General features: G+C 70.8%; 21 protein-coding genes. 15 read left to right on the top strand and 6 right to left on the bottom strand.

The features are described from left to right. Positions 1 to 10: 10 nt before the first annotated feature. The 5 genes from ACOKM3_RS28205 (at position 11) to ACOKM3_RS28185 (ending at position 5,550) form a co-directional block, all read left to right on the top strand. Positions 11 to 889 carry a DUF4429 domain-containing protein gene (locus ACOKM3_RS28205; RefSeq protein WP_426903824.1) on the top strand — a complete coding sequence of 293 codons (879 nt, stop codon included), beginning with the start codon at positions 11 to 13 and terminating at the stop codon, positions 887 to 889. Between the two features lie 81 nt (positions 890 to 970). Further along, the gene (locus tag ACOKM3_RS28200; RefSeq protein WP_426903823.1) at positions 971 to 2,347 is read left to right on the top strand and encodes a sensor histidine kinase; all 1,377 of its coding nucleotides are present in this window, start codon (positions 971 to 973) and stop codon (positions 2,345 to 2,347) included. A gap of 15 nt (positions 2,348 to 2,362) precedes the next feature. Next, positions 2,363 to 3,040, top strand: coding sequence for a response regulator (locus ACOKM3_RS28195; RefSeq protein ID WP_426903822.1), 678 nt, complete (start codon positions 2,363 to 2,365; stop codon positions 3,038 to 3,040). Between the two features lie 153 nt (positions 3,041 to 3,193). Further along, complete coding sequence (locus tag ACOKM3_RS28190) at positions 3,194 to 4,324, top strand: alpha/beta hydrolase (RefSeq protein WP_426903821.1); 1,131 nt, start codon at positions 3,194 to 3,196, stop codon at positions 4,322 to 4,324. Then, the gene (locus ACOKM3_RS28185) at positions 4,321 to 5,550 is read left to right on the top strand and encodes an acyltransferase family protein (RefSeq protein WP_426903820.1); all 1,230 of its coding nucleotides are present in this window, start codon (positions 4,321 to 4,323) and stop codon (positions 5,548 to 5,550) included. The genes ACOKM3_RS28190 and ACOKM3_RS28185 overlap by 4 nt, the downstream gene beginning before the upstream one ends. Positions 5,551 to 5,592: 42 nt before the next feature. Here ACOKM3_RS28185 and ACOKM3_RS28180 read toward each other — a convergent pair whose 3' ends face one another. Together ACOKM3_RS28180 and ACOKM3_RS28175 are read right to left on the bottom strand one after the other, a co-directional pair. Beyond that, complete coding sequence (locus ACOKM3_RS28180) at positions 5,593 to 6,639, bottom strand: aldo/keto reductase (protein WP_426903819.1); 1,047 nt, start codon at positions 6,637 to 6,639, stop codon at positions 5,593 to 5,595. A gap of 5 nt (positions 6,640 to 6,644) precedes the next feature. Further along, the gene (locus tag ACOKM3_RS28175; protein WP_426903818.1) at positions 6,645 to 7,118 is read right to left on the bottom strand and encodes a MerR family transcriptional regulator; all 474 of its coding nucleotides are present in this window, start codon (positions 7,116 to 7,118) and stop codon (positions 6,645 to 6,647) included. Positions 7,119 to 7,229: 111 nt separating this feature from the next. Between ACOKM3_RS28175 and ACOKM3_RS28170 the strand changes: the two genes are divergently transcribed. Beyond that, entirely contained in the window at positions 7,230 to 7,697 is a 468-nt protein-coding gene (locus ACOKM3_RS28170; RefSeq protein WP_426903817.1) for a GNAT family N-acetyltransferase, read from the top strand. 30 nt (positions 7,698 to 7,727) lie between these two features. Further along, on the top strand, positions 7,728 to 8,537 hold the full coding sequence (locus ACOKM3_RS28165) for a serine hydrolase domain-containing protein (protein WP_426903816.1): 810 nt from the start codon (positions 7,728 to 7,730) through the stop codon (positions 8,535 to 8,537). Positions 8,538 to 8,564: 27 nt separating this feature from the next. On the opposite strand, the gene ACOKM3_RS28160 is transcribed toward ACOKM3_RS28165, so the two are convergent. Beyond that, on the bottom strand, positions 8,565 to 9,230 hold the full coding sequence (locus tag ACOKM3_RS28160; protein ID WP_426903815.1) for a pirin family protein: 666 nt from the start codon (positions 9,228 to 9,230) through the stop codon (positions 8,565 to 8,567). A gap of 85 nt (positions 9,231 to 9,315) precedes the next feature. On the opposite strand from ACOKM3_RS28160, the gene ACOKM3_RS28155 reads away from it, so the two are divergent. The 5 genes from ACOKM3_RS28155 (at position 9,316) to ACOKM3_RS28135 (ending at position 14,293) form a co-directional block, all read left to right on the top strand. Next, the gene (locus ACOKM3_RS28155; protein WP_426903814.1) at positions 9,316 to 10,545 is read left to right on the top strand and encodes a PucR family transcriptional regulator; all 1,230 of its coding nucleotides are present in this window, start codon (positions 9,316 to 9,318) and stop codon (positions 10,543 to 10,545) included. An 89-nt stretch (positions 10,546 to 10,634) separates the two neighbouring features. Continuing rightward, entirely contained in the window at positions 10,635 to 11,561 is a 927-nt protein-coding gene (locus ACOKM3_RS28150) for an ACP S-malonyltransferase (RefSeq protein ID WP_426903813.1), read from the top strand. A gap of 18 nt (positions 11,562 to 11,579) precedes the next feature. Further along, entirely contained in the window at positions 11,580 to 12,611 is a 1,032-nt protein-coding gene (locus tag ACOKM3_RS28145) for a ketoacyl-ACP synthase III (protein WP_426903812.1), read from the top strand. 73 nt (positions 12,612 to 12,684) lie between these two features. Continuing rightward, positions 12,685 to 12,933, top strand: a complete 249-nt coding sequence (locus ACOKM3_RS28140; RefSeq protein WP_266720003.1) for an acyl carrier protein — start codon at positions 12,685 to 12,687, stop codon at positions 12,931 to 12,933. Positions 12,934 to 13,021: 88 nt separating this feature from the next. Then, positions 13,022 to 14,293 carry a beta-ketoacyl-[acyl-carrier-protein] synthase family protein gene (locus ACOKM3_RS28135; RefSeq protein ID WP_426903811.1) on the top strand — a complete coding sequence of 424 codons (1,272 nt, stop codon included), beginning with the start codon at positions 13,022 to 13,024 and terminating at the stop codon, positions 14,291 to 14,293. Positions 14,294 to 14,528: 235 nt separating this feature from the next. On the opposite strand, the gene ACOKM3_RS28130 is transcribed toward ACOKM3_RS28135, so the two are convergent. After that, a complete protein-coding gene (locus ACOKM3_RS28130; RefSeq protein ID WP_426903810.1) occupies positions 14,529 to 15,023 on the bottom strand; it encodes a DUF3145 domain-containing protein in 495 nt (164 codons plus the stop codon). Between the two features lie 351 nt (positions 15,024 to 15,374). Here ACOKM3_RS28130 and ACOKM3_RS28125 point away from each other — a divergent pair, with 351 nt between their 5' ends. Together ACOKM3_RS28125 and ACOKM3_RS28120 are read left to right on the top strand one after the other, a co-directional pair. After that, positions 15,375 to 16,298 (top strand): SGNH/GDSL hydrolase family protein, encoded by a 924-nt coding sequence (locus ACOKM3_RS28125; protein ID WP_426903809.1) that lies wholly within the window; start codon positions 15,375 to 15,377, stop codon positions 16,296 to 16,298. Positions 16,299 to 16,344: 46 nt separating this feature from the next. After that, positions 16,345 to 17,343 (top strand): aldose epimerase family protein, encoded by a 999-nt coding sequence (locus tag ACOKM3_RS28120; RefSeq protein ID WP_426903808.1) that lies wholly within the window; start codon positions 16,345 to 16,347, stop codon positions 17,341 to 17,343. 63 nt (positions 17,344 to 17,406) lie between these two features. Here ACOKM3_RS28120 and ACOKM3_RS28115 read toward each other — a convergent pair whose 3' ends face one another. Further along, the gene (locus ACOKM3_RS28115) at positions 17,407 to 19,866 is read right to left on the bottom strand and encodes a beta-glucosidase family protein (RefSeq protein WP_426903807.1); all 2,460 of its coding nucleotides are present in this window, start codon (positions 19,864 to 19,866) and stop codon (positions 17,407 to 17,409) included. A gap of 129 nt (positions 19,867 to 19,995) precedes the next feature. On the opposite strand from ACOKM3_RS28115, the gene ACOKM3_RS28110 reads away from it, so the two are divergent. Beyond that, positions 19,996 to 20,562: a TetR/AcrR family transcriptional regulator gene (locus tag ACOKM3_RS28110; protein WP_426903806.1), complete on the top strand. Its 567-nt coding sequence runs from the start codon at positions 19,996 to 19,998 to the stop codon at positions 20,560 to 20,562. A gap of 26 nt (positions 20,563 to 20,588) precedes the next feature. Here the strand turns inward: ACOKM3_RS28110 and ACOKM3_RS28105 are convergent, their stop codons facing one another. After that, positions 20,589 to 21,449, bottom strand: coding sequence for an EI24 domain-containing protein (locus ACOKM3_RS28105; RefSeq protein WP_426903805.1), 861 nt, complete (start codon positions 21,447 to 21,449; stop codon positions 20,589 to 20,591). Positions 21,450 to 21,464: the final 15 nt, after the last annotated feature.

The following is a 21,464-nucleotide window of genomic DNA, read 5'->3' as shown; positions in this document are numbered from 1 at the left end:
GATGAGCCACATGGGTGACGTACTGGCCGGATTTCATGCCGCCTGGGAGTTCGAGTCCGACTCCGTGCTCATCCGCTTCGAACGGGGGATCCGCACGCCGAAGCTCCTTCAGGCGCTGGGCGAACGCCGCATCCCTCTGGAAGCGGTCGCGGCGGTGTCCCTGACGCCCGGAAAACGCGGGACCGTCGTGCTGCACGCGGTGCCGCGGCCGGGCGCGGACCCCTTGATGGACGCTGCCGCGGGTCAGCTCAAGGAGGGGAGCGACCCGTACCGCCTCGTGCTGCCCGCCGAGCGGGAGACGCTCGGCGAGTACTACGCGGACGAGCTGCGGGCGAAGCTCTCCGACCACGAAGACGTGCGTCCGGAAAAGTATCTTGTGGCGCCTCCCGAGGCGCCCCGGCAGTTCAAGGCCTACGACGGGAAGGCCACCTTCGACGGGGACTCGGTGGCCTTCCGCTGGTTCTGGACCGGGGCCTCTTCCGCGAAGTGGAAAGCCGGGGACAAGACGTTCCCGATCTCGGACCTGAGCGGCGTCGAATGGCGCTCGCCCGAACTCTTCGAGGGCCATCTGCGCCTGCTGCCCCGGGACGCCGCCGCGGAACAGCCCGGTCAGGCGGACCAGGATCCGGCCGCTGTCGTCTTCGGCCTCGGCTACGGTCCGGTGCACGAGTCGCTGCCGTTCGCCGCCTCGGTACTGGCGGCCGTGCGTGCCTCCGGCCCGGCGCCGCCGCAGGGCGGGGCATTGTGTACCGAGTCGGCGGGGGCCGGAAGGCGCGACCCCGCGGACATCGCCGACCGCATCCGGCACCTGGGCGAGCTGCACCAGGCGGGTCTGGTGACCGACGCGGAGTTCACGTCGAAGAAGGCCGAGCTGCTCGCCGAGCTGTGACCTCATACCTGGGTAGGGGGTGCGGTTGAGCACTCCGGTATGACGGCACGACCGGTCCCGGGTGTCTACGCTGATCGGGCCATGAGCACCGCACCGCCATCTCCCGAGAAGACGCCCCGCCCACCGGACGAAGGTTCCGGCCGGACGGGTTCTCGGCGCACGACCGGAGCGGTGCATCGGCTGGGCGACCGGCTTGCCTGGGCCGGTTCGACACTCACCGTGGCCCTGGGCGACAACCGGTCGGAGCCCCTGCTGGCGCATGCGCCCCGCCGTTGGATGCGGCTGTTGCCGTATCTGGTTGCTCTGGGCTTCACCGCGGCGCTGATTCCGGTCACGACCCAGGTGTTGGCGAACGACTACGGGGTCGGCGGCGGACTGGCCGCCGCGATCGGCGTGGCCCAGTCCGCTCCCTTGGTCCTCGCGGTGAGCCGCCCGCTTGCCGCCTGGTACATCATGATCACCGCGGCCGTGCTGGGCACGATCCCGGTGCTTCAGGGGGACGCCCACCACCCCTCGCCATGGACGGCCATGGTGATCGTGGCCTACGTGGTGCTGTGCATCGCGCTGGCTCTGCGGGAGAGCCGTCGCACTCTCGTCAACATCTGGCTGGTCACCGTCGCCGCCAGCATCGTGGTCGGCATCTTCCGCGACAGCACCAGCCAGGACACGGGGGTGCTCCTCATCGTCCTGAGCGGTGGGGTGCTGCTCCTGGGCGCCCTGCTGCGGGAGCGCGGCGAGACCAGACGCAAGCTCGTCGCGCAGGAGACGATCAGTGAGGCCGAGCGGACCCGCAGAACGCTGCTCGAGGAGCGGGCCAGGATCGCGCGCGAGCTGCACGACGTCGTCGCCCACCACATGTCGGTGATCACCGTGCAGGCGGACTCCGCGCCCTACCGGCTGCAGGACCTGCCCGACGAGGCACGCGAGGAGTTCGAGTCGATCGCCACGGGTGCGCGCGCGTCGCTGACCGAGATGCGCCGTCTCCTGGCGGTCCTGCGCAGCGAAGAGGCGCAGGGCGACCTGGTCCCGCAGCCCGGCCTCGCGCACCTGCCGCAGCTGGTCGAGGCGACTGTACGAGGCGGGGTGCCGGCCGAGCTGTCCTATCCGGAGCTGGCTCTCGTCGTCGAGCTGGCCCGGGTGTCTCCGGCGGTGGACCTCTCCGCGTACCGCATCGTGCAGGAGGCACTGTCGAACGTGGTGCGGCACGCTCCGGGTGCACGGACCCAGATCTCCATCAGCCTCGACGGTGACACCCTGCTGGTGGTCGTGGTCAACGGGCCGGCCGCGGACCCGGTATCGCCCGTCGAATCGACCGCCGGTACCGGACACGGGCTGATAGGGATGAACGAGCGCGTACGGTTGGTCGGCGGCACGCTGGACGTGGGACCGCTGCCCGACGGAGGTTTCCGTGTCGCGGCCCAGCTCCCATTGAGCGTGCCCGACTCCCCGACGGCATAAAGGAATTCGGCACGCATGACCATTCGCGTGATCATCGTCGACGATCAGACCATGGTGCGGGCGGGGTTCGCCGCGCTGCTGAACGCACAGAGTGACATCGACGTCGTGGGAGAGGCCCCGGACGGCAAGGAAGGCGTCCAGGTGAGCCGCTCCACGCATCCCGATGTCGTCCTCATGGATGTCCGGATGCCGGAAATGGACGGGCTGGCCGCGACCAAGGAACTGATGGACCCGCCGCCCGGCGTGGTGCACCGGCCGAAGGTCCTGATGCTCACCACGTTCGACGTCGACGACTATGTGTACGCCGCGCTGCGGGCGGGCGCGTCCGGGTTTCTGCTCAAGGACGCGCCACCGGCCGATCTGATCGCCGCGGTGCGCGTGATCGCGGCCGGTGAGGCGCTGCTCGCTCCCACGGTCACCAAGCGTCTCATCGCGGACTTCGCCAAGACCCGCCCCGCGAACCGCAAGAGCCACGATCCGCTGCTGAAGACACTGACACCGCGTGAGACCGAGGTTCTCGAGCTGATCGCGCGCGGACTGTCCAACCAGGAGATCGCGCAGAAGCTGGTGCTGGCCGAGCAGACGGTGAAGACCCATATCGGCCGGGTGCTGGCGAAGTTGGGCCTGCGCGACCGGGCGCAGGCCGTGATCTTCGCGTATGAATCGGGTCTCGTAGAGCCCGGCGGCCGGTGATGCGCCACCCCTGAGGCGCCCCACCCCCTACTGCGGTATCAGTCATCAATACCCAGGTATCAAGGGCTGGTTGGCTCCCCAGTGTGACGCCCCGGCCGCGTCCGTCCTCCTACCTTCCCCTCGTCACACCACTGGACGAAGGGGAGACGGGCGATGGGCCTGAGCTCATGGAAACAACGTGGCCGTCGCGCCGTGGCAGCCGCCGCGCTCACGGCAATCGCCGTGTCCGGCACAGCGGGTTGGGCATCGGGCCAGGAACAGCGCCCGCTCACGGGCCCTCCCCCGGGCACCGCCTCGTGGCGCGCGGACGATTCGCTGGGCCGCGGACTGCCTGACCCCGCGACAGCGAGGCCGCCACAAGTCGCCGCCTTCTTCCGCGGGTTGAGCGGTGCGGAGCAGCGCGCTCTGGTCGCGCGACACCCGTCGGTCGTCGGCAATCTGGACGGGGCCCCGATCGCTCTGCGGTACGAGGCGAACGCGTTGTCGCTGCGGGCCGAGCAGGCAAGGGCCCGCGCCGACGCCAAGGACCGAACGCTTACCGAGCGACAGCGGACCTCGGCGCGGGAACTCGCCGCCCGCTGCTCCCAACTGCTCGCGCAGGGCCGCCGGATACTCGCCTTCGATCCCCGTGGGCGTGGCCAGGTGGCGGAGGTCTATGGGGACCTGGGGACGGCTCGGCATGTCTCCGTGATCGTGCCGGGTTCCGATATCGACCTGGGCTCGTTCGACCGGACCAGGGACGTGTACGGGACACCGGCCGGGATGGCGCGCTCGCTGCATCGGGCGATGGCCGGGCAGTCGGCCGTGGTGGCGTGGGCCGGATACACCACCCCGGTGGGTCTGGGCCCGGATGCGGCCACGGGGCGGCTCGCCGAGGCGGGAGCCCCCAGGCTGGTCCGCTTCGCGCAGGGCCTCACCGCGGCCGGCACCCCGAAGCCGGCCGTCTTCTGCCACAGCTACGGGTCGGTGGTGTGCGGGCTCGCCGCGTCCCGGCTTCCCGCGGCGGATCTTGTGGCCCTCGGTTCGCCCGGACTGCATGCCGACACGGTGGCCGAACTGCACACCCGCGCCAGGGTGTGGGCGGCCCGGGACGACAGCGACTGGATCGGCAAGGTGCCGAACGTCGAGCTGTTCGGCCTGGGACACGGCACCGACCCGACGGACCCCTCCTTCGGAGCCCGGCGGGTGCCTGCCGAGCAGGCCCAGGGCCACACGGGCTACTTCGCGCCGGGCACGGACTCGCTGCGCGCCTTCGCCGACATCGCCACGGGAGCTGCGTCATGACCGCCACTTCTCTCCGCGCCTCCGTGTCCTCGGCAGTCGCCTCGATCGACGCGAAGACCCCGGCCCACCGGGATCGGGCAGTGGACGGGCTGCGGGCGCTGGCCCTGCTCGCCGTGCCCACGGGCCACTGGCTGCTCGCGGGCTTCACGCTGGACCCGCAGGGCGCCCTGCACAATGCGAGCCCGCTGAGCAGCTTCGGCTTCTTCGCGCCCCTCAGTTGGGTGTTGCAGATGCTCGGAGTCTTCTTCCTCGTCGGCGGATACGCGTCGGTCCTGTCGTTCCGGCGGGCCCGGGAGCGGGGCACGTCGACGGCCGGCTGGCTGCGGGGCAGGCTTGCCCGTCTGGGTCGGCCCGTGCTGGGCGTGACCGCGGTGTGGGCCGCGCTTGCCCCCTTGCTGTACGCCCTCGGGGTGCCCCTGCCGACGTTGCGCACGGCTTCCACGCTGGTGATACAGCCCCTGTGGTTCGTCGGCATCTACACCGTGATCACCGCGCTCACACCGTGGTGCATCAAGGCGGCGCACAGGCTCGGCGCCTGGTCCGTGGTTCCACTGATCGGATCGGTCGCCGTCGTCGACTTCCTCCGGTACGGGCCCTTCTCCTCCGCCATGCCGTCGTGGCTGAGCCTGCTCAATCTCCTGCCGGGCTGGCTGTTCGCCTATCAACTCGGCGTCTGCTGGGGCGAGAATAGGCTCGGAAAGCGGGGAGCGTGGGCACTGCTCGTCGGTGGCACGGCACTGTTCGCGGCCTTGCTGCTGCTCTTCCACTACCCGGCGTCGATGGTCGGGGTGCCGGGCGAGGCACGGACGAACTCGCATCCGCCGTCGCTGCTGGTCCTCGCCCTCGCGGCCGCGCAGAGCGGCGCGGCGATCCTGGTGCGGGACCGCCTGGGCAGGCTGCTGCGCCGCCCGGCCCTGTGGGCACCGGTCGTGGTCATCAACCTGTCGGCGATGACCGTCCTGTGCTGGCATCAGACGGCGCTGCTCGCGGCGGCGATACCCGGCTCGTTCGCCGGCGCGATACCGGGCCTCACGACGGCCCCGGACACGCTCGCCTGGATAGCGATCCGCCTCGCGTGGCTACCGCTGTTCGCGGCTCTGCTCGTCCTGATAGGCCGCTATGCGCGGGGCTTCGAGTCACCGTGGAAGCAGGTAAGCCGGGGACGCCGTGCTCTGGCGGGGCTGCTCGCCGCCGGGTTCGCGGTGTTCGCGCTGGGACTGGCGTGAGGCCCCGTGGGCCGCACGGCCGCCCCTCCTCTGGCGGACCGGCTACTCGCGGCCCGCCGACGTGAAGGTCATGTCCGCGTAGCGGTCGCCCGAGACCTTCGCGGCGATGGGCTCCAGGAGCGCCAGTTCCTCATCGGTGAGCACGATGTGGGTCGCCGCGGTGTTCTCCTCGACGCGCGTGCGCTTGCGGGTGCCGGGGATCGGGGCGACGCCGAGGCCGAAGGCCCCAGCCTGTTGCTGCACCCAGGCCAGGGCGACCTGGCCGAGTGAGGCGCCGTGGGCGTCGGCGACCTGGCGGACCGGTTCCAACAGGGCCGCGTTGGCGGCGGCGTTGTCCCCGGTGAACCGGGGCTGTTGGCGTCGGAAGTCGCCGTCGGTGAGTTCCTTGTCGGCGGAGACGAAGGCTCCGGTGAGGAAGCCACGGCCGAGTGGGGAGTACGGGACCAGGGCGACGCCGAGTTCCGCGGCGGCGGGCACGACCGAGCGTTCGATGTCGCGGCTGAACAGCGACCACTCGGACTGGACGGCCGCGATCGGATGGACGGCTTGGGCGGCGCGCAGTTCGGCGGCGGTGACCTCGCTCAGGCCGAGGTGCTTGACCTTGCCGGCGGCGACGAGTTCGGCCATCGCGCCGACCGACTCCTCGATCGGCACCTTCGGGTCGCGGCGGTGCATGTAGTACAGGTCGACCGAGTCGACGTCCAGGCGTTGGAGGCTGGCGTCGATGCAGGTCCTGATGTAGGCGGGGTCGTTGCTGATGACGCGCTTGTACGGGTCGCTCGGATCGGACCCGATGGCGAACTTGGTCGCGAGGACGATCTCGTCCCGATGCGCCTTGACGAAGGGAGAGAGGAACTTCTCGTTCTCACCGGCACCGTAGGCGTCGGCGGTGTCGTACAAGGTGACGCCGAGTTCAAGGGCCCGCTCCAGGGTGGCCCTCGCCTCATCGGCGTCCGTCGGTCCATAGGCCCAGCTCATTCCCATGCAGCCGAGGCCCTGAATGCCCACCACGGGCCCGTTGTTTCCCAACTCAACAGTGGAAATGCGCCGCTGCCCGCCCGTCCGCGGCGTCCGCTCCGTGCTGCTCATGAGGATCAAGCCCTTTCCGGCGCCGGTCGGGCGCCCGCGTAAAAGTCGATCTTGTAGTCCAGTACGGCCAGGGTGTCCTGCAGCTCGGCCACCCGGTTCAGGACGTCGCGGCGGGTCGCTTCAAGCAGTTCCCTGCGCTCGTCGAAGGTCTCCTCGCCCCGGCGCACGAGTTCGGCGTAGCGCACCATGTCGGCCACCGGCATCCCGGTGAGCCGGAGCTTGCCGACGAGCGACAGCCAGTCCAGGTCACGGTTGCTGTAGCGGCGCTGCCCGGTGTGCGAGCGGTCGACGTCGGGCATCAGGCCGATCCGCTCGTACCAGCGCAAGGTGTGGGCGGTCAGTCCGGTGAGAGCGACGACCTCGCTGATGGTGTAGTGGTCCTGGCCCTCGGGTCGGGGGTGTGAGGGGGGCGCCGAGGCACAGTTGTCGGTCTTCCGGGTCGCCGCGCGGGGCCGGGACGTGGTCTCCATCACCGTCATGGCCCCCACGCTAGAACCTTGGAGTGCACTCCAAGCAAGCGCGGCACAGGAAATCGGGCGGCACAGGAAAAGGGAGGACACCTCGAAGACGGCCCGGTTACGGTGCGGCCCATGACTGCCGTACGCCGTGCCACGCCCGCCGACGCCGAAGAACTGGTCCGCCTGCGCAAGATCATGCTGGACTCGATGAGACCGAGCGACGACGTGGAGTGGCAGCCGTACACGGCGCGGGTCCTGCGGTCCCATCTGGCTGACGAGGGTGGCCCGTTGGCGGTTTTCGTGGTCGAGGCACCGGACGCTCCGGGCACGCTCGCGGCCTGTGCGACCGGCACCATCAACCTGAGCCTGGGCGGTCCCGGAAACCCCGAGGGCACTTCGGGACACGTCTTCAATGTCTGCACCGATCCCGCGCACCGGCGCCGCGGCTACTCACGGGGCTGCATGGAGGCGCTGCTTGCCTGGTTCAAGGAGCGCGACGTGCGCCGCATCGATCTGCACGCCTCCACCGAGGGCGAGCCCCTGTACTCCTCCCTCGGCTTCGCCCGCACTCCCGCGCCCGCCATGAGGCTGACTCTCTGACGCCGCCGGCGAGGAATTAGGCTCGTACGCATGCAGAGCCTCGCGTTGATCGAGAACTGGCCGGTACCGACCGCCGCAGCAGCCGTCGTCCGTGCGGACGGCACAGTGCTGGGGACCCGGGGACCCACGGCCCACCGTTTCCCGCTGGCCTCGGTCACCAAGCCGCTCGCGGCCTACGCGGCGCTGGTCGCGTACGAGGAAGGGGCGATCGAGCTGGAGGAGCCGGCAGGACCCGAGGGCTCGACGGTCCGGCACCTGCTCGCGCACACCAGCGGCCTCGCCTTCGACGAGCACAGGACGACGTCCGAGCCGGGCACGCGGCGGCTGTACTCGAACGCGGGCTTCGAGGTGCTCGGGGACCACATCGCGAAGGCGACGGACATTCCGTTCGGCGAGTACCTGCGCCAGGCCGTGCTCGAACCGCTGGGGATGACGGCGACGGCGCTCGACGGGTCGCCCGCCAAGGACGGTGTGTCGACGGTGGACGACCTGGTGCGGTTCGCCGCCGAGGTGCAGGCGCCCCGACTGCTCGACCCGCGGACCGTGGCCGAGGCGATGACCGTGCAGTACCCGGGCACGAAGGGCGTGCTTCCGGGGTACGGGCACCAGAACCCGAACGACTGGGGCCTCGGCTTCGAGATCCGGGACCACAAGTCGCCGCACTGGACGGGCAGTTCGTCGTCGCCGCGGACGTTCGGGCACTTCGGGCAGTCGGGCACGTTCCTGTGGGTGGACCCGGATGCCGGAGTGGCCGCTGTGGCGCTGACGGACCGGGCGTTCGGGCCGTGGGCGGCCGAGGTGTGGCCGCCGTTCACCGACGCGGTGCTCGCGGAGGTCTGACCGCGGGGCCGGGTGGCCCGCCCGGGGTTACCCGCCCATCTCCCAGATCAGCAGCTGGGCCTCCGTCGCCGCCAGCACCTCGAGGTCGGTCTCCGCGGTGATGCGGGCGGCGTCCCCGTCGGCCAACTCCGTGTCTCCGAGCCGCACTTCGCCCCGCACCACGTGGACGTAGACGTGAGGGGCGGCCGGCAGCTCACCCCGCTCGCCCGCCGCCAGGCGCCGGACGTGCAGCATGGCGCCCGCCGCGGGGACGTCGTACGGGGTGGAGTCCGCGATGCCGTGCACCACCTCGTACGCGGGGTCGCCTCCCGGGGCGAGGGGGGCTAGCCACATCTGGACGAAGGTGAGGGGCTCGACGCCGTCGTTGCGTTCGACGTGGCGGACGCCGCCGCCTGAGCTGAGGCGCTGCACATCGCCGGGGCGGACCACGGACTCGTGGCCGGTGGAGTCGCGGTGGGTGAGTTCGCCGGTGACGACCCAGGTGACGATCTCCGTGTGGCTGTGGGGGTGTTCGTCGAAGCCGGCGCCCGGCGCGAGGTGCTCCTCGTTGCAGGCGAGGATGGCACCGAAGCGCAGGTTGTCAGGGTCGTAGTGCGGTCCGAAGGAGAACGCGTGGAGGGATTCGATCCCCGCCTCGGGTTCGCCACCGGGGAAACGGTCGCCGGAGCGGCGTACATCAATCACGCGGTACACGGTAGCCCCCGTTTCCGGCCTTTCGACGGGCTCACCTCGGACCCTCCACTCCGCTGAGGCGTCCCGATAAGGCAGTCTTGTCCCCGTGCCCCAATCGGAATCAGAGCAGCCCTCAGCGAACGAACCAGCGGACCGTCAAGGCGGCCCCGCGGAGCCTCACCCGCACTCGGCGACCCTGAAGCGCCTGGAGAAATCGTCCGGGGCACTCGCCGCGCAGGCGATCACGCGCATGGACGAGACGTTGCCCTGGTACCGGGCGATGCCTCCGGAGAACCGGTCGTGGATCGGTCTGGTGGCACAGGCGGGTATCGCCGCGTTCACCGAGTGGTTCCGGCACCCGGACGCCCCGCAGGCCATCTCGACGGATGTGTTCGGCACCGCGCCCCGGGAGCTGACCCGGGCGATCACGCTGCGCCAGACCGTGGAGATGGTGCGGACGACCATCGAGGTCATGGAGTCCGCCATCGACGAGGTGGCGGCCCCCGGCGACGAGAGCGTGCTGCGGGAGGCGCTGCTCGTGTACGCACGGGAGATCGCGTTCGCGACCGCCCAGGTGTACGCGCAGGCCGCCGAGGCGCGGGGTGCGTGGGACGCGCGGCTCGAGTCGCTCGTGGTGAACGCCGTGCTGTCCGGCGAGGCCGACGAAGGCGCGGTCAGCCGGGCCGCGGCCCTCGGCTGGAACTCCCCCGAGCACGTGTGCGTGGTGCTCGGCACGGCGCCCGACGGGGACAGCGAGCTGACGGTGGAGGCGATCCGGCGGGCCTCCCGGCACGCCAAGCTGCAGGTCCTGACCGGGGTCCTCGGGAACCGGCTCGTCGTGATCGCGGGCGGCAGCGACAATCCGCTGGCCGTGGCGAAGTCGCTGATCGGCCCGTTCGCGGCGGGCGCCGTGGTCGCCGGGCCCGTGGTGCCGGACCTGCTGGCCGCCACGCGGTCCGCCCAGGCCGCCGCCGCCGGGCTCAAGGCGTGCAGCGCCTGGCAGGACGCTCCGCGTCCCGTTCTGGCGGACGATCTGCTTCCGGAGCGCGCGATCGCAGGAGACCCCGCCGCGCGAGAGCAGTTGGTGGAGGAGATCTACAGACCGCTCGAGGAGGCGGGCTCGGCGCTCCTCGAGACGCTCAGCGTCTACCTGGAACAGGCAAGCAGTCTGGAGGGCGCGGCCCGGATGCTCTTCGTGCATCCGAATACCGTCCGCTACCGGCTTCGACGTGTGACCGACGTCACCGGGTGGTCGCCCTCGGATGTCCGCTCGGCCTTCACCTTGCGCATCGCCCTCATCCTGGGGCGTCTGGCCGAGGCCGATCCCCAGTCGTAGGCTTTTGTCGGGGGCCTACAATTCCCCCTTCGGTTCTTCGTCCCTGTCCCCACCGGCGGCCCGACCCGTCCCCAAGAGAGAGTGTGAGAGTGCTCGTACTCGTCGCTCCCGGCCAAGGCGCCCAGACGCCCGGCTTCCTGACTCCCTGGCTCGAACTCCCCGGTGCCGCGGACCGCGTTGCCGCGTGGTCCGACGCCATCGGCCTCGACCTTGCCCACTACGGCACGCAGGCCGACGCGGACGCGATCCGTGACACGGCCGTCGCCCAGCCGCTCCTTGTCGCGGCCGGGCTGCTCTCGGCCTCCGCGCTCGGCGATGTGTCGCCCGGCGCCGTGGCGGGGCACAGCGTCGGTGAGATCACCGCCGCGGCGTTCGCGGGGGTGCTCGACGAGGCCACCGCGCTGAAGCTCGTGCGCACGCGCGGTCTGGCCATGGCGGAGGCCGCGGCGATCACGGAGACCGGGATGTCGGCGCTGCTCGGCGGCGACCCCGAGGTCACCGTCCCGCACCTGGAGAAGCTGGGCCTGACTCCGGCGAATGTGAACGGCGCGGGCCAGATCGTGGCCGCCGGCACGCTGGAGGAGCTGGCCGCCCTCGAGGCCGACAAGCCCGAGGGGGTGCGCCGCGTGGTGCCGCTGAAGGTGGCGGGCGCGTTCCACACCCGGCACATGGCCCCGGCCGTGACGAAGCTGGAGGAGGCCGCCAAGGAGCTGGCCCCGGCCGACCCCACGGTCGCGTATGTCTCGAACAAGGACGGCAAGTCCGTCGCGTCCGGCGCCGAGGTGGTCTCCCGCCTGGTCGGCCAGGTCGCGAACCCGGTCCGCTGGGACCTGTGCATGGAGACGTTCCAGGAGCTCGGTGTCACCGCGCTCATCGAGGTGTGCCCGGGCGGCACCCTCACCGGGATCGCCAAGCGCGCGCTCCCCGGCGTCAAGACCCTCGCCCTGAAGACCCCCGACGACCTCGACGCAGCCCGCGCCCTGATCGCCGAAGTAGCCGCAGCAGCCACGGCCTGACAAGGAGATCCGAGCAGCATGTCGAAGATCAAGCCCAGCAAGGGTGCCCCCTACGCGCGCATCCTCGGCGTCGGCGGCTACCGGCCGACGCGGGTCGTGCCGAACGAGGTGATCCTCGAGAAGATCGACTCGTCCGACGAGTGGATCCGCTCGCGCTCCGGTATCGCCACCCGTCACTGGGCCAGTGACGAGGAGACCGTGGCGATGATGTCGGTCGAGGCGTCCGGCAAGGCCATCGCGAACGCCGGCATCCGGCCGGAGCAGATCGGCTCCGTGGTCGTGTCGACCGTCTCGCACTTCGCGCAGACGCCGGCGATCGCGACGGAGATCGCGGACAAGCTCGGCACGGACAAGGCCGCCGCGTTCGACATCTCCGCGGGCTGCGCCGGCTTCGGCTACGGCCTCACGCTCGCCAAGGGCATGATCGTCGAGGGCAGCGCGGAGTACGTGCTGGTCATCGGCGTGGAGCGGCTGTCCGACCTGACCGACCTTGAGGACCGCGCGACGGCCTTCCTGTTCGGTGACGGCGCCGGCGCCGTGATCGTCGGCCCGTCCCAGGAGCCCGAGATCGGCCCGACCGTGTGGGGCTCCGAGGGCGACAAGGCCGGCACCATCAAGCAGACCGTGCCGTGGGACACGTACCGCATCGGTGATGTCTCGCAGCTGCCGCTGGACTCCCAGGGCAACGTCAAGTTCCCTGCGATCACGCAGGAGGGCCAGGCGGTCTTCCGCTGGGCCGTGTTCGAGATGGCGAAGGTCGCCCAGCAGGCGCTGGACGCGGCCGGGATCAACCCGGACGACCTGGATGTCTTCATTCCCCACCAGGCCAACGAGCGGATCATCGACTCGATGGTGAAGACTCTGAAACTGCCGGAGCACGTCACGGTCGCCCGTGACATCCGCACCACCGGCAACACGTCGGCCGCCTCGATTCCGCTCGCGATGGAGCGGCTTCTGGCGACCGGCGAGGCGAAGAGCGGCGACACCGCGCTCGTCATCGGCTTCGGGGCGGGTCTCGTGTACGCCGCCACGGTCGTTACCCTCCCCTAGGCATCCTGTGCGGATCTTCGATCCGAACCGGATGCCGCCACACCCTCTGGATACACACCGAAGGAGCGCCACAATGGCCGCCACTCAGGAAGAGATCGTCGCCGGTCTCGCCGAGATCGTGAACGAGATCGCCGGGATCCCCACCGAGGACGTCCAGCTGGACAAGTCCTTCACCGATGACCTGGACGTCGACTCGCTGTCCATGGTCGAGGTCGTCGTCGCCGCCGAAGAGCGCTTCGACGTCAAGATCCCGGACGACGACGTCAAGAACCTCAAGACCGTCGGCGACGCCACGAAGTACATCCTCGACCACCAGAACTGAGCCACAAGCCTCAGTCAGTTGGTCAGTCGCTCCGCCACCCGGCGGTGGCGCCGCTGAATCCCTCGGATCCGTTGGAGAAAGAATTCCTGTGAGCTCGACCAATCGCACCGTGGTCGTCACCGGTATCGGCGCAACCACACCGCTGGGTGGCGACGCGACATCCACCTGGGAGGGCCTCGTCGCCGGACGTTCCGGTGTCAAGCCCCTCGAGCAGGAGTGGGCCGCCGACCAGGCGGTCCGCATCGCGGCGCCGGTCGCCGTTGAGCCGGGCGAGGTCATTCCCCGCCCGCAGGCCCGCAAGCTGGACCGTTCCGCGCAGTTCGCGCTGATCGCCGCCAAGGAAGCCTGGGCCGACGCCGGTTTCACCGACAAGGCGGGCGACGACCCGTCCGTCGACCCCGACCGTCTGGGCGCCGTCATCGCGTCCGGCATCGGCGGCGTGACCACGCTTCTCGACCAGTACGACGTGCTGAAGGAGAAGGGCGTACGCCGCGTCTCCCCGCACACCGTGCCGATGCTGATGCCCAACGGCCCCTCGGCCAACGTGGGCCTGGCCGTGAACGCCCGCGCGGGTGTGCACACGCCGGTCTCCGCCTGCGCCTCCGGCGCCGAGGCCATCGGCTACGGCATCGAGATGATCCGCACCGGCCGCGCCGACGTCGTCGTCTGCGGTGGCACGGAGGCGGCCATCCACCCGCTGCCCATCGCCGCGTTCGGCAACATGATGGCGATGTCCAAGAACAACGACGACCCGCAGGGTGCGTCGCGCCCCTACGACACGGCCCGGGACGGCTTCGTCCTCGGTGAGGGCGCCGGCGTCATCATCCTGGAGTCGGCCGAGCACGCCGCGGCGCGCGGCGCCCGCGTCTACGCGGAGGCGGTCGGCCAGGGCATCTCCGCCGACAGCCACGACATCGTGCAGCCGGAGCCGGAGGGCCGCGGCATCGCCCACGCCCTGCAGAACCTGCTGGACAACACCGACCTGGACCCGTCGGAGATCGTGCACGTCAACGCGCACGCGACGTCGACGCCCGCCGGTGACATCGCCGAGCTGAAGGCGCTGCGCAAGGTGTTCGGTGACGACACCGATCACTTCGCCGTCTCCGGCACGAAGTCGATGACCGGGCATCTGCTCGGTGGCGCCGGTGGTGTCGAGTCCGTGGCGTCGGTGCTCGCGCTGTACAACCGCATGGCTCCGCCGACGATCAACGTCGAGAACCTCGACCCGGAGGCGGAGGGCACGGCCGACGTCGTCCGCGGTGAGGCGCGCAAGCTTCCCGTCGAGGGTCGGATCGCCGCGCTGAACGATTCGTTCGGCTTTGGTGGGCACAACGTGGTGTTGGCCTTCCGCACGGTCTAGCTCCGCTGAACGTGGGAGTGGGCCCGCCCCGGGGTTCTGGGGCGGGCCCACTCCGTCTTTCGCGTGCGTATGTGTGTGGCGTGGTTGGTGTTTGCGGGTGCGGATTCGCTGTGGTTTGCGCAGTTCCCCGCGCCCCTGAAAAGCAGATCCCCGTGGCCCGGAAAAGGGGTCGTGTCCCGTGGCACTGAAAAGGGGCCGGGTCCGTGACCCTGGGGCCCCCGGGGAAGGGCCGGAATTACACCACCTGGTGGAGCCAGCGGACGGGGGCGCCTTCGCCGGCGTAGCGGAAGGGCTCCAGTTCGTCGTCCCAGGGCTTGCCGAGGAGGGACCCGAGTTCGGCCTCCAGGTCCGTCTCGCCGGCCTTGGAGCGGGTCAGTGCGGCGCGCAGGCGGTCCTCCGGGATGAGGATGTCGCCGTGGATGCCGGTGATGGCGTGGAAGATGCCGAGTTCGGGGGTGGCGCTGTAGCGCTCGCCCTCGGCGGCGGCACAGGGCTCGGCCGTCACCTCGAAGCGCAGCAGCTGCCAACCGCGCAGCGCGGAGGCCAGCTTGGCCGCGGTGCCCGCCTCGGCCCGCCAGGAGAACTCTGATCTCCAGGTGCCCGGCGCCGCGGGCTGCCTGATCCAGTCGAGGCTGACGCGCGCGCCGAGTACGCCCGCGACCGCCCATTCGACGTGCGGGCACAGCGCGCGCGGAGCGGAGTGCACGTACAGAACTCCACGTGTCGTCACCGGGACCTCCAGTGTGGGTCGAGGTTCGCCTTCCCCAGCGGCCTCGCGCCCGTGCCGAGCCTTCTTCCCTCTTGTCCTGAACGACCTTGTCCGGAACGAAAAGGTCCAGACAAAAAGGGACACATCTGACGTGTAGTAATTTAGCGGAACCGGTACAGCGGGCCCCCAGTGGGTCGACCGGGGATCCCGGGGCGAGGCTATCGCGCAGCAGTGCAAGGAGTGTGACGTACTGTCGGTCCCGGGGCTCACAAACACCGACCTTTCACCCGGCGGGAGGCAACCCGGCCCCCGCTGACGACGTCAGACGGGTCGGGCAGGGGTGGTGAGGGCGAGCGAGAGGCAGGAGGGCCGATGCGGAAGCGTAGCGACCGTGGCGACCGGCCGTTCGCCGTTCGGGCCGCTGTCGCCGCTGTCACGGCCGCCGCGATCGGAGCCGCCTCGCTCGTCGCGTGCGACGCCACGGGTGACAACTCCCCCGGCCCCTCCGGCTCCCCGAGCTCCGCGAAGCCGTCGCCGAAGCCCACTCCCACGTGGGACACGAAGCCCCGGTCGGTTGCCGCGGTGGGTGACTCGATCACGCGCGGTTTCGACGCGTGCTCGGTGCTCTCCGACTGCCCCAAGGTGTCGTGGGCGACGGGTACCGACAAGTCGGTCAAGAGTCTGGCCGTACGGTTGCTCGGTGAGAGCCGCGCCAGGACGCACAGTTGGAACCATGCGCGGACCGGGGCGCGGATGGCCGATCTGCCCGCGCAGATGAACCTGGCGGCGGCCGAGAAGCCGGACCTCGTGACGGTCATGGCCGGCTCGAACGACGCGTGCCGTCCTACAGCCGCCGGAATGACCCCTGTCGCGGACTTCCGGGCCGACTTCGAGGAATCCCTGCGCCAGTTGCGGCGCACGGCGCCCAAGGCGCAGGTGTACGTCCTGAGCGTGCCGGATCTGAAGCGGCTCTGGTCGCAGGGGCGGGCGAATCCGCTGGGCAAGCAGGTGTGGAAGCTCGGCATCTGCGCGTCGATGCTGGCCGATCCGGACGACCTGAAGGCCGCGGCCACCGCGCGGCGGGACTCCGTGCAGGCGCGCGTGCAGGCGTACAACGAGGTGCTGCGCGAGGTCTGCGCGAAGGACAAGAAGTGCCGGTACGACGGCGGGGCCGTGTTCGGGTACAAGTTCGGGCAGGCGCAGTTGAGCGAGTGGGACTGGTTCCACCCGAGCGTGAACGGGCAGGCCCGGCTCGCCGCGCTCGCCTACCGCGGGGTGACGGCCGAGCAGCCGTAGCAACCTCCCGGGCGGGGGCCGAGCGCCCGGGCGTAGGGTCGCGATCATGAGCAGCGAACTCTTCGGCACCCTGCCCGACCCCGACCGCACGCCCGTCCACCGCTGGACCCTGGAGCGGGACGGAGTGCGGGTACGCATCCTGACGTACGGCGGGATCCTGCAGTCGGTGGAGGTGCCCGACCGGGACGGCGCCGTGGCCGACGTGGTGCTCGGGTTCGCCGATCTGGACGGGTATCTGAGGCACCCGGAGCCGTATCTGGGCGCGGTGGTCGGGCGGTACGCGAACCGGATCGCCGGCGGCCGGTTCGCGCTGGACGAGCGGATCTACCACCTCGCGCAGAACAACGGCCCGAATTCGCTGCACGGCGGCGAGCGTGGCTTCGACAAGCGGGTGTGGGACGCGGAGGCCGTCGGGGAGCACGGGGTGCGGCTGAGCCGTGTGTCGCCGCACGGCGAGGAGGGGTTCCCGGGGCGGGTCGAGGTCTCGGTGACGTACGAGTTGGAGGCGGGCGGGGTGCTGCGGATCTCGTACGAGGCCGTCACGGATGCGGCGACGCATGTGAACCTGACCAATCACACGTACTGGAATCTCGGCGGGGCCGCGTCCGGGAGTGCGGGCGGTCATGAGCTGCGGATCGACGGTGGGCGGGTGACGGCCGTCGACGAGGGGCTGATTCCGACCGGGGAGCTGGTCGATGTGGGTGGGACGCGGTTCGACTTCCGGGAGAGCCGGAAGGTCGGGGCCGGGTACGACCACAACTATGTGCTCGACAAGGGGGTTGGCGGCGAGGCCGTGGAGGCGGCCGAGTTGCGGGATCCTGTGTCGGGGCGGGTGCTGGTGGTCGCGACGACCGAGCCGGGGGTGCAGTTGTATACGTCGGACGGGTTCGATGCGGCGTTGCCGTTTGCCCCGGGGGATGGGGTCGCGTTGGAGACGCAGCACTTTCCGGATTCGCCGAACCGGGCGGAGTTTCCGTCGACCGTGCTGCGGCCGGGGGACGTGTACCGGTCGCAGACGGTGTATCGGTTCGGGAACCGGGGTTGACGACTCGGGGCTCTGCCCCGGACCCCGCTGCTCAATCGCCGCAGGGGCTTTAAATTACCCGGCTCACATCCCCGAGGGACTTGAAATGCGGGGGCAGGTAAGGCGAGTGTCGGTCAGGGAGCGGCCTGCCAGGAGTTCGTACGGGCCCGCCCCAAAGGACCACGCATGTGTCGTCTCGTCCCAGGTTTCGAAGGCGCGGCGGGAGAGGTCGATGGTGGTCGAGACGGTTTCGCCGGGGGCCGCGGTGACCGTGGTGAAGCCGGCGAGCCAGCGGGCGGGGCGGGTCTCGTCGTGGTCGACCGGGGACAGGTAGAGCTGGACGACCTCGCGGCCTGGGCGGGAGCCGGTGTTGCGGAGGCGGACCGTGGCCGTGGTGCCGTGGACCTCGAGCGACTCGTACGTCCAGTCGGTGTAGCCGAGGCCGTGGCCGAAGGGGTAGGCGGGGACCGCGCCCGACTTCTCCCAGGCGCGGTAGCCGATGAAGACGTCCTCGGCGTACGAGAGTTGGCCGTCCACCGGCGTCACCTGAGTGACCGGGGCGTCGGCCAGTGAGCCCCACGTGGTGGGGAGGCGGCCGCCCGGTTCCTCGGCTCCGGTGAGGACGTCGGCGAGGGCGGCGCCGCCCTCCTGGCCGGGGAACCACGACAGCAGCACGGCGGCGACGTCCTCGCGCCACGGCATCTCCACCGGGGAGCCGGAGTTGACGACCACGACGGTGTTCGGGTTGGCGGCGGCCACCGCGCGTACCAACTCGTCCTGGCGGCCCGGGAGTCGGAGGTCGGCGCGGTCGAAGCCCTCGGACTCCACGCGGTCCGTCGTAGCGACCACGACGACGGCGACCTCGGCGTCGCGCGCGGCGGCGACGGCCTCGGCGAGCAGGGCCTCCTCGTCCTGGCGCGGGTCGAGATGCACGAGGCTGAACAGCACGGCGGGCAGCGGCATCGCGAGGGACTTGTCGAGGGTGTGGAGCAGGGAGATCTCCACCGGCTGCCCGCCCGTGAGCGTCACCTTGCCGCGTTCCACCGGCGCGCCGAAGAACGCCTCGAAGGGGTCGGACTCGGGGCCCATGGCCTGCACGCCCTCGTACAGGACGGTGCCGTCGACGGTGAGGGTGAAGGCGCCGAGGCCGCGCGTTCCGAAGGCGTGGTCGCCGCTCTCGCGCGGGGTGAAGGTGCCGGTCACCTCGATGCTGTGCAGGGCCTCGTGGGTGACACCGGCGGGCAGGTCGTCGCCCAGCCACTGGACCTGGCCGTTCGGGAGCGTGCCCTCCCCCAGGACCGCGCCTTCGGCGTCGCGGCAGATGGCGCGGAGCGTGAACCCCTTGTCGGCGACGGTGAGTTCGTCGCTCGGGTCGGCGCCGACGCTGTAGGTCAGCGAGGGCAGCGCGGCGGTCAACCCGTCGAGCGGGGAGACGATCCGGGACGGGAAGACGGTGGCGGAGCCGCCGCCGAGGACGCGGGCGTCGCGCGCGGCGGCCCCGATGAGGGCGACCCGCGCGTCCGAACTCAGCGGCAGCACACCGGAGTTGCGGACGAGGACGAAGGAGCGGTGGGCGATCTCGCGGGCCAGGGCCTCGCCGTCGATCCCGGCCGGCGGTTCACCGACGACGGGCTCCACGCCCTCCAGCGCTCCCACCCGCGCGGCGAGCCGCAGCACGTTGCGCACGGCCCCGTCGACCTCGGACTCGTCGACCTCGCCGGAGCGGACGGCCGCCACGAGGGCCGGGCCGTACACCGTCAGCGGGCCGGGCATCGCGGCGTCCAGGCCGCCCTTGATGTCCCCGACGGTCGAGCGGGCGGCCATCCAGTCGGAGACGTTGAAGCCGTCGAAGCCCCACTCGCCGCGCAGGATCTCGTTGACGAGGTAGCGGTGCTCGGTCATCGACGTGCCGTTGACCGAGTTGTAGGCGGTCATGACGCCCCACGGGTGGGCGTTCTTGACGATGGCCTCGAAGGGGGCCAAGTACAGCTCGCGCAGGGCCCGTTCGGAGACCAGGTTGTTCACCGTGAAGCGGTCCGTCTCGGCGTCGTTCGCGACGTAGTGCTTCATGGTGGTGCCGACGCCGCCGGACTGCACGCCCTGGACGTAGCCGGTGCCCATGCGCCCGGCGAGGTACGGGTCCTCGCTGTACGTCTCGAAGTGGCGGCCGCCGAGCGGGGAGCGGTGCAGGTTAACGGTCGGGGCGAGCAGTACGTGGACGCCCTTGCGGCGGGCCTCCTGGGCGAGCAACTCCCCTGCCCGGCACGCCAGTTCGGGGTCCCAGGTGGCGCCGAGCGCGGTCGGGGACGGCAGTGCGATCGACGGGTCGTCGGCGCTCCAGCGCACCCCGCGCACACCGATCGGACCGTCGGACATGACGAGGGACTTCAGACCGATGTCGGGGACCGCGGGCAGCGACCACATGTCCTGGCCGCCGAGCAGCCGGGCCTTGGTGTCGAGATCGAGCTTGCCGAGGGCGGCCTCGACCGCCGCCTCGCGGGCCCGGCCGGCCCGCCCCTTACCGTCGTCCGCCTGCTGCGCCATGCCGGCACCTCCTCGTCGAAGTCTGGGCACCTCCATCCTGCACCCGCTACTTGTAGAGCGGTAGGTTTCGTTATCTTTACGTTATCCATAGGGTCGGGGTGCGTCACGGCCGTGACGTACCGTGACCGCATGAGCAGCACCAGGACCGCCAGGAGCCAGGAACGTCGGGCCGAGATCTTGCGGGCCGCGCTCGACGTCATCGCCGAGCGCGGTTACCGGGGCGCGAGCCTGGCGGCGGTGGCCGAGCGCGTGGGGCTGACCCAGCAGGGGCTGCTGCACCACTTCCCCACCAAGGAGGCGCTGCTGGTCGCCGTCCTCGAGGAGCGCGACCAGTGGGACTCGGTGCCCAGCAGCCAGTGGCGGCTCGATCTGCTCGGCACGCTGGTCGAGTACAACGCGATGCGGCCCGGGATCGTGCAGACCTTCTCGGCGCTGCTCGGCGAGTCGGTGACCGAGGGGCATCCGGCGCGGGAGTTCTTCACGCGGCGCTACGCCGACGTACGGGGGGCGATGGCCGAGGTGCTGCGCGCCGAGTACGGGGAGCGGCTGCCGGGCGGGCTCACACCCGAGCGGGCCGCGCCGCTGCTCGTCGCGGTGCTGGACGGCTTGCAGTACCAGTGGCTGCTCGACCCGGAGGCCGTCGACATGCCCGGCGCGGTGCGCGACTTCCTGGAACTGCTCGCCGTGGAGGGCTAGTTGGAGCCGGTGAGGGCTGGCTGGAGCTAGTTGGTCCACCCCTGGCCGTGCTGCGGGCCCGGCCCCTGGCCCTGGCCATAAGCGGTCGGCCACTGCGCCTCGGAGCCCGGGTTCTGCGCCTGCGCCTGCGCCGGGCCCGGGGCGCCCGATTCGCCCTCCAGTTCGCGGACCATCAGCGTCGCGCCCGCCACCGCCCCGGGCATCAGGAACACCGCGACGAACGGGACCAGGAAGGCGAGGGCCAGCGGCGTACCGAAGCCCCACGCGAGGCCCCGCCGCGAGCGCAACACCGCGAGGCGCTCACGCACTTCGCGATTGCGCCGCTGCCACGCCACCGACGTCAGCTCCTCCGTGAGGAAGTAGCCGGTGACGAAGAAGCCGATGACCGGGATCACGGTCTGGCCGACGAACGGGATGAATCCGAGCGCGAAGAGGAGGATCCCCCACAGGGCGGCGCGCACGAGCAGCCGCAGGCTGTCGCGGGCCGAGATCCACAGTTCCCGCATGAGCGAGAGGCCGGACTCCGGCGCGTGGCCACCGCTCTCGGCCCGGTCGACCTCCTCGGACAGCGACTCGTAGAAGGGCTGGCCGATCAGGAGGGTCACCGCGGTGAAGGTGAGCACCGCGAGGAGCAGGGCGAGGGCGAAGAGGACCGCCGTGAGGAAGCCGCGGAAGACGCCCTGCCACGGGGAGGCCCAGTCGTCGGCGAACGGGGTGGACCAGGCGATGAAGTCGCCGCCCCAGACACCGAGGCAGACCAGCGCCGCCGCGTACAGGACGAGGGTGATAAGACCCGGCAGCAGGCCCCAGCCGTACTGCTTTCCGTGCTGGGCAACCCAACGCTGCCCCTTCATCAAATAGCCGAAGCCCGCCCCGAGATCACGCATGGCGCAAACCCTACG

Source organism: Streptomyces nidicola, assembly GCF_050106155.1.
In the GTDB taxonomy this organism is placed as follows: domain Bacteria; phylum Actinomycetota; class Actinomycetes; order Streptomycetales; family Streptomycetaceae; genus Streptomyces.
Note: the sequence above shows the minus strand (reverse complement) of the source record. Positions and strands in the feature narration are given on the sequence as shown.

Coding starts and splice junctions, on each gene's coding strand:
- ACOKM3_RS28205 (WP_426903824.1), top strand. CDS start 11: ATGGGTGACGTACTGGCCGGATTTCATGCCGCCTGGGAGTTCGAGTCC.
- ACOKM3_RS28200 (WP_426903823.1), top strand. CDS start 971: ATGAGCACCGCACCGCCATCTCCCGAGAAGACGCCCCGCCCACCGGAC.
- ACOKM3_RS28195 (WP_426903822.1), top strand. CDS start 2,363: ATGACCATTCGCGTGATCATCGTCGACGATCAGACCATGGTGCGGGCG.
- ACOKM3_RS28190 (WP_426903821.1), top strand. CDS start 3,194: ATGGGCCTGAGCTCATGGAAACAACGTGGCCGTCGCGCCGTGGCAGCC.
- ACOKM3_RS28185 (WP_426903820.1), top strand. CDS start 4,321: ATGACCGCCACTTCTCTCCGCGCCTCCGTGTCCTCGGCAGTCGCCTCG.
- ACOKM3_RS28180 (WP_426903819.1), bottom strand. CDS start 6,639: ATGAGCAGCACGGAGCGGACGCCGCGGACGGGCGGGCAGCGGCGCATT.
- ACOKM3_RS28175 (WP_426903818.1), bottom strand. CDS start 7,118: ATGACGGTGATGGAGACCACGTCCCGGCCCCGCGCGGCGACCCGGAAG.
- ACOKM3_RS28170 (WP_426903817.1), top strand. CDS start 7,230: ATGACTGCCGTACGCCGTGCCACGCCCGCCGACGCCGAAGAACTGGTC.
- ACOKM3_RS28165 (WP_426903816.1), top strand. CDS start 7,728: ATGCAGAGCCTCGCGTTGATCGAGAACTGGCCGGTACCGACCGCCGCA.
- ACOKM3_RS28145 (WP_426903812.1), top strand. CDS start 11,580: ATGTCGAAGATCAAGCCCAGCAAGGGTGCCCCCTACGCGCGCATCCTC.
- ACOKM3_RS28140 (WP_266720003.1), top strand. CDS start 12,685: ATGGCCGCCACTCAGGAAGAGATCGTCGCCGGTCTCGCCGAGATCGTG.
- ACOKM3_RS28125 (WP_426903809.1), top strand. CDS start 15,375: ATGCGGAAGCGTAGCGACCGTGGCGACCGGCCGTTCGCCGTTCGGGCC.
- ACOKM3_RS28120 (WP_426903808.1), top strand. CDS start 16,345: ATGAGCAGCGAACTCTTCGGCACCCTGCCCGACCCCGACCGCACGCCC.
- ACOKM3_RS28115 (WP_426903807.1), bottom strand. CDS start 19,866: ATGGCGCAGCAGGCGGACGACGGTAAGGGGCGGGCCGGCCGGGCCCGC.
- ACOKM3_RS28110 (WP_426903806.1), top strand. CDS start 19,996: ATGAGCAGCACCAGGACCGCCAGGAGCCAGGAACGTCGGGCCGAGATC.
- ACOKM3_RS28105 (WP_426903805.1), bottom strand. CDS start 21,449: ATGCGTGATCTCGGGGCGGGCTTCGGCTATTTGATGAAGGGGCAGCGT.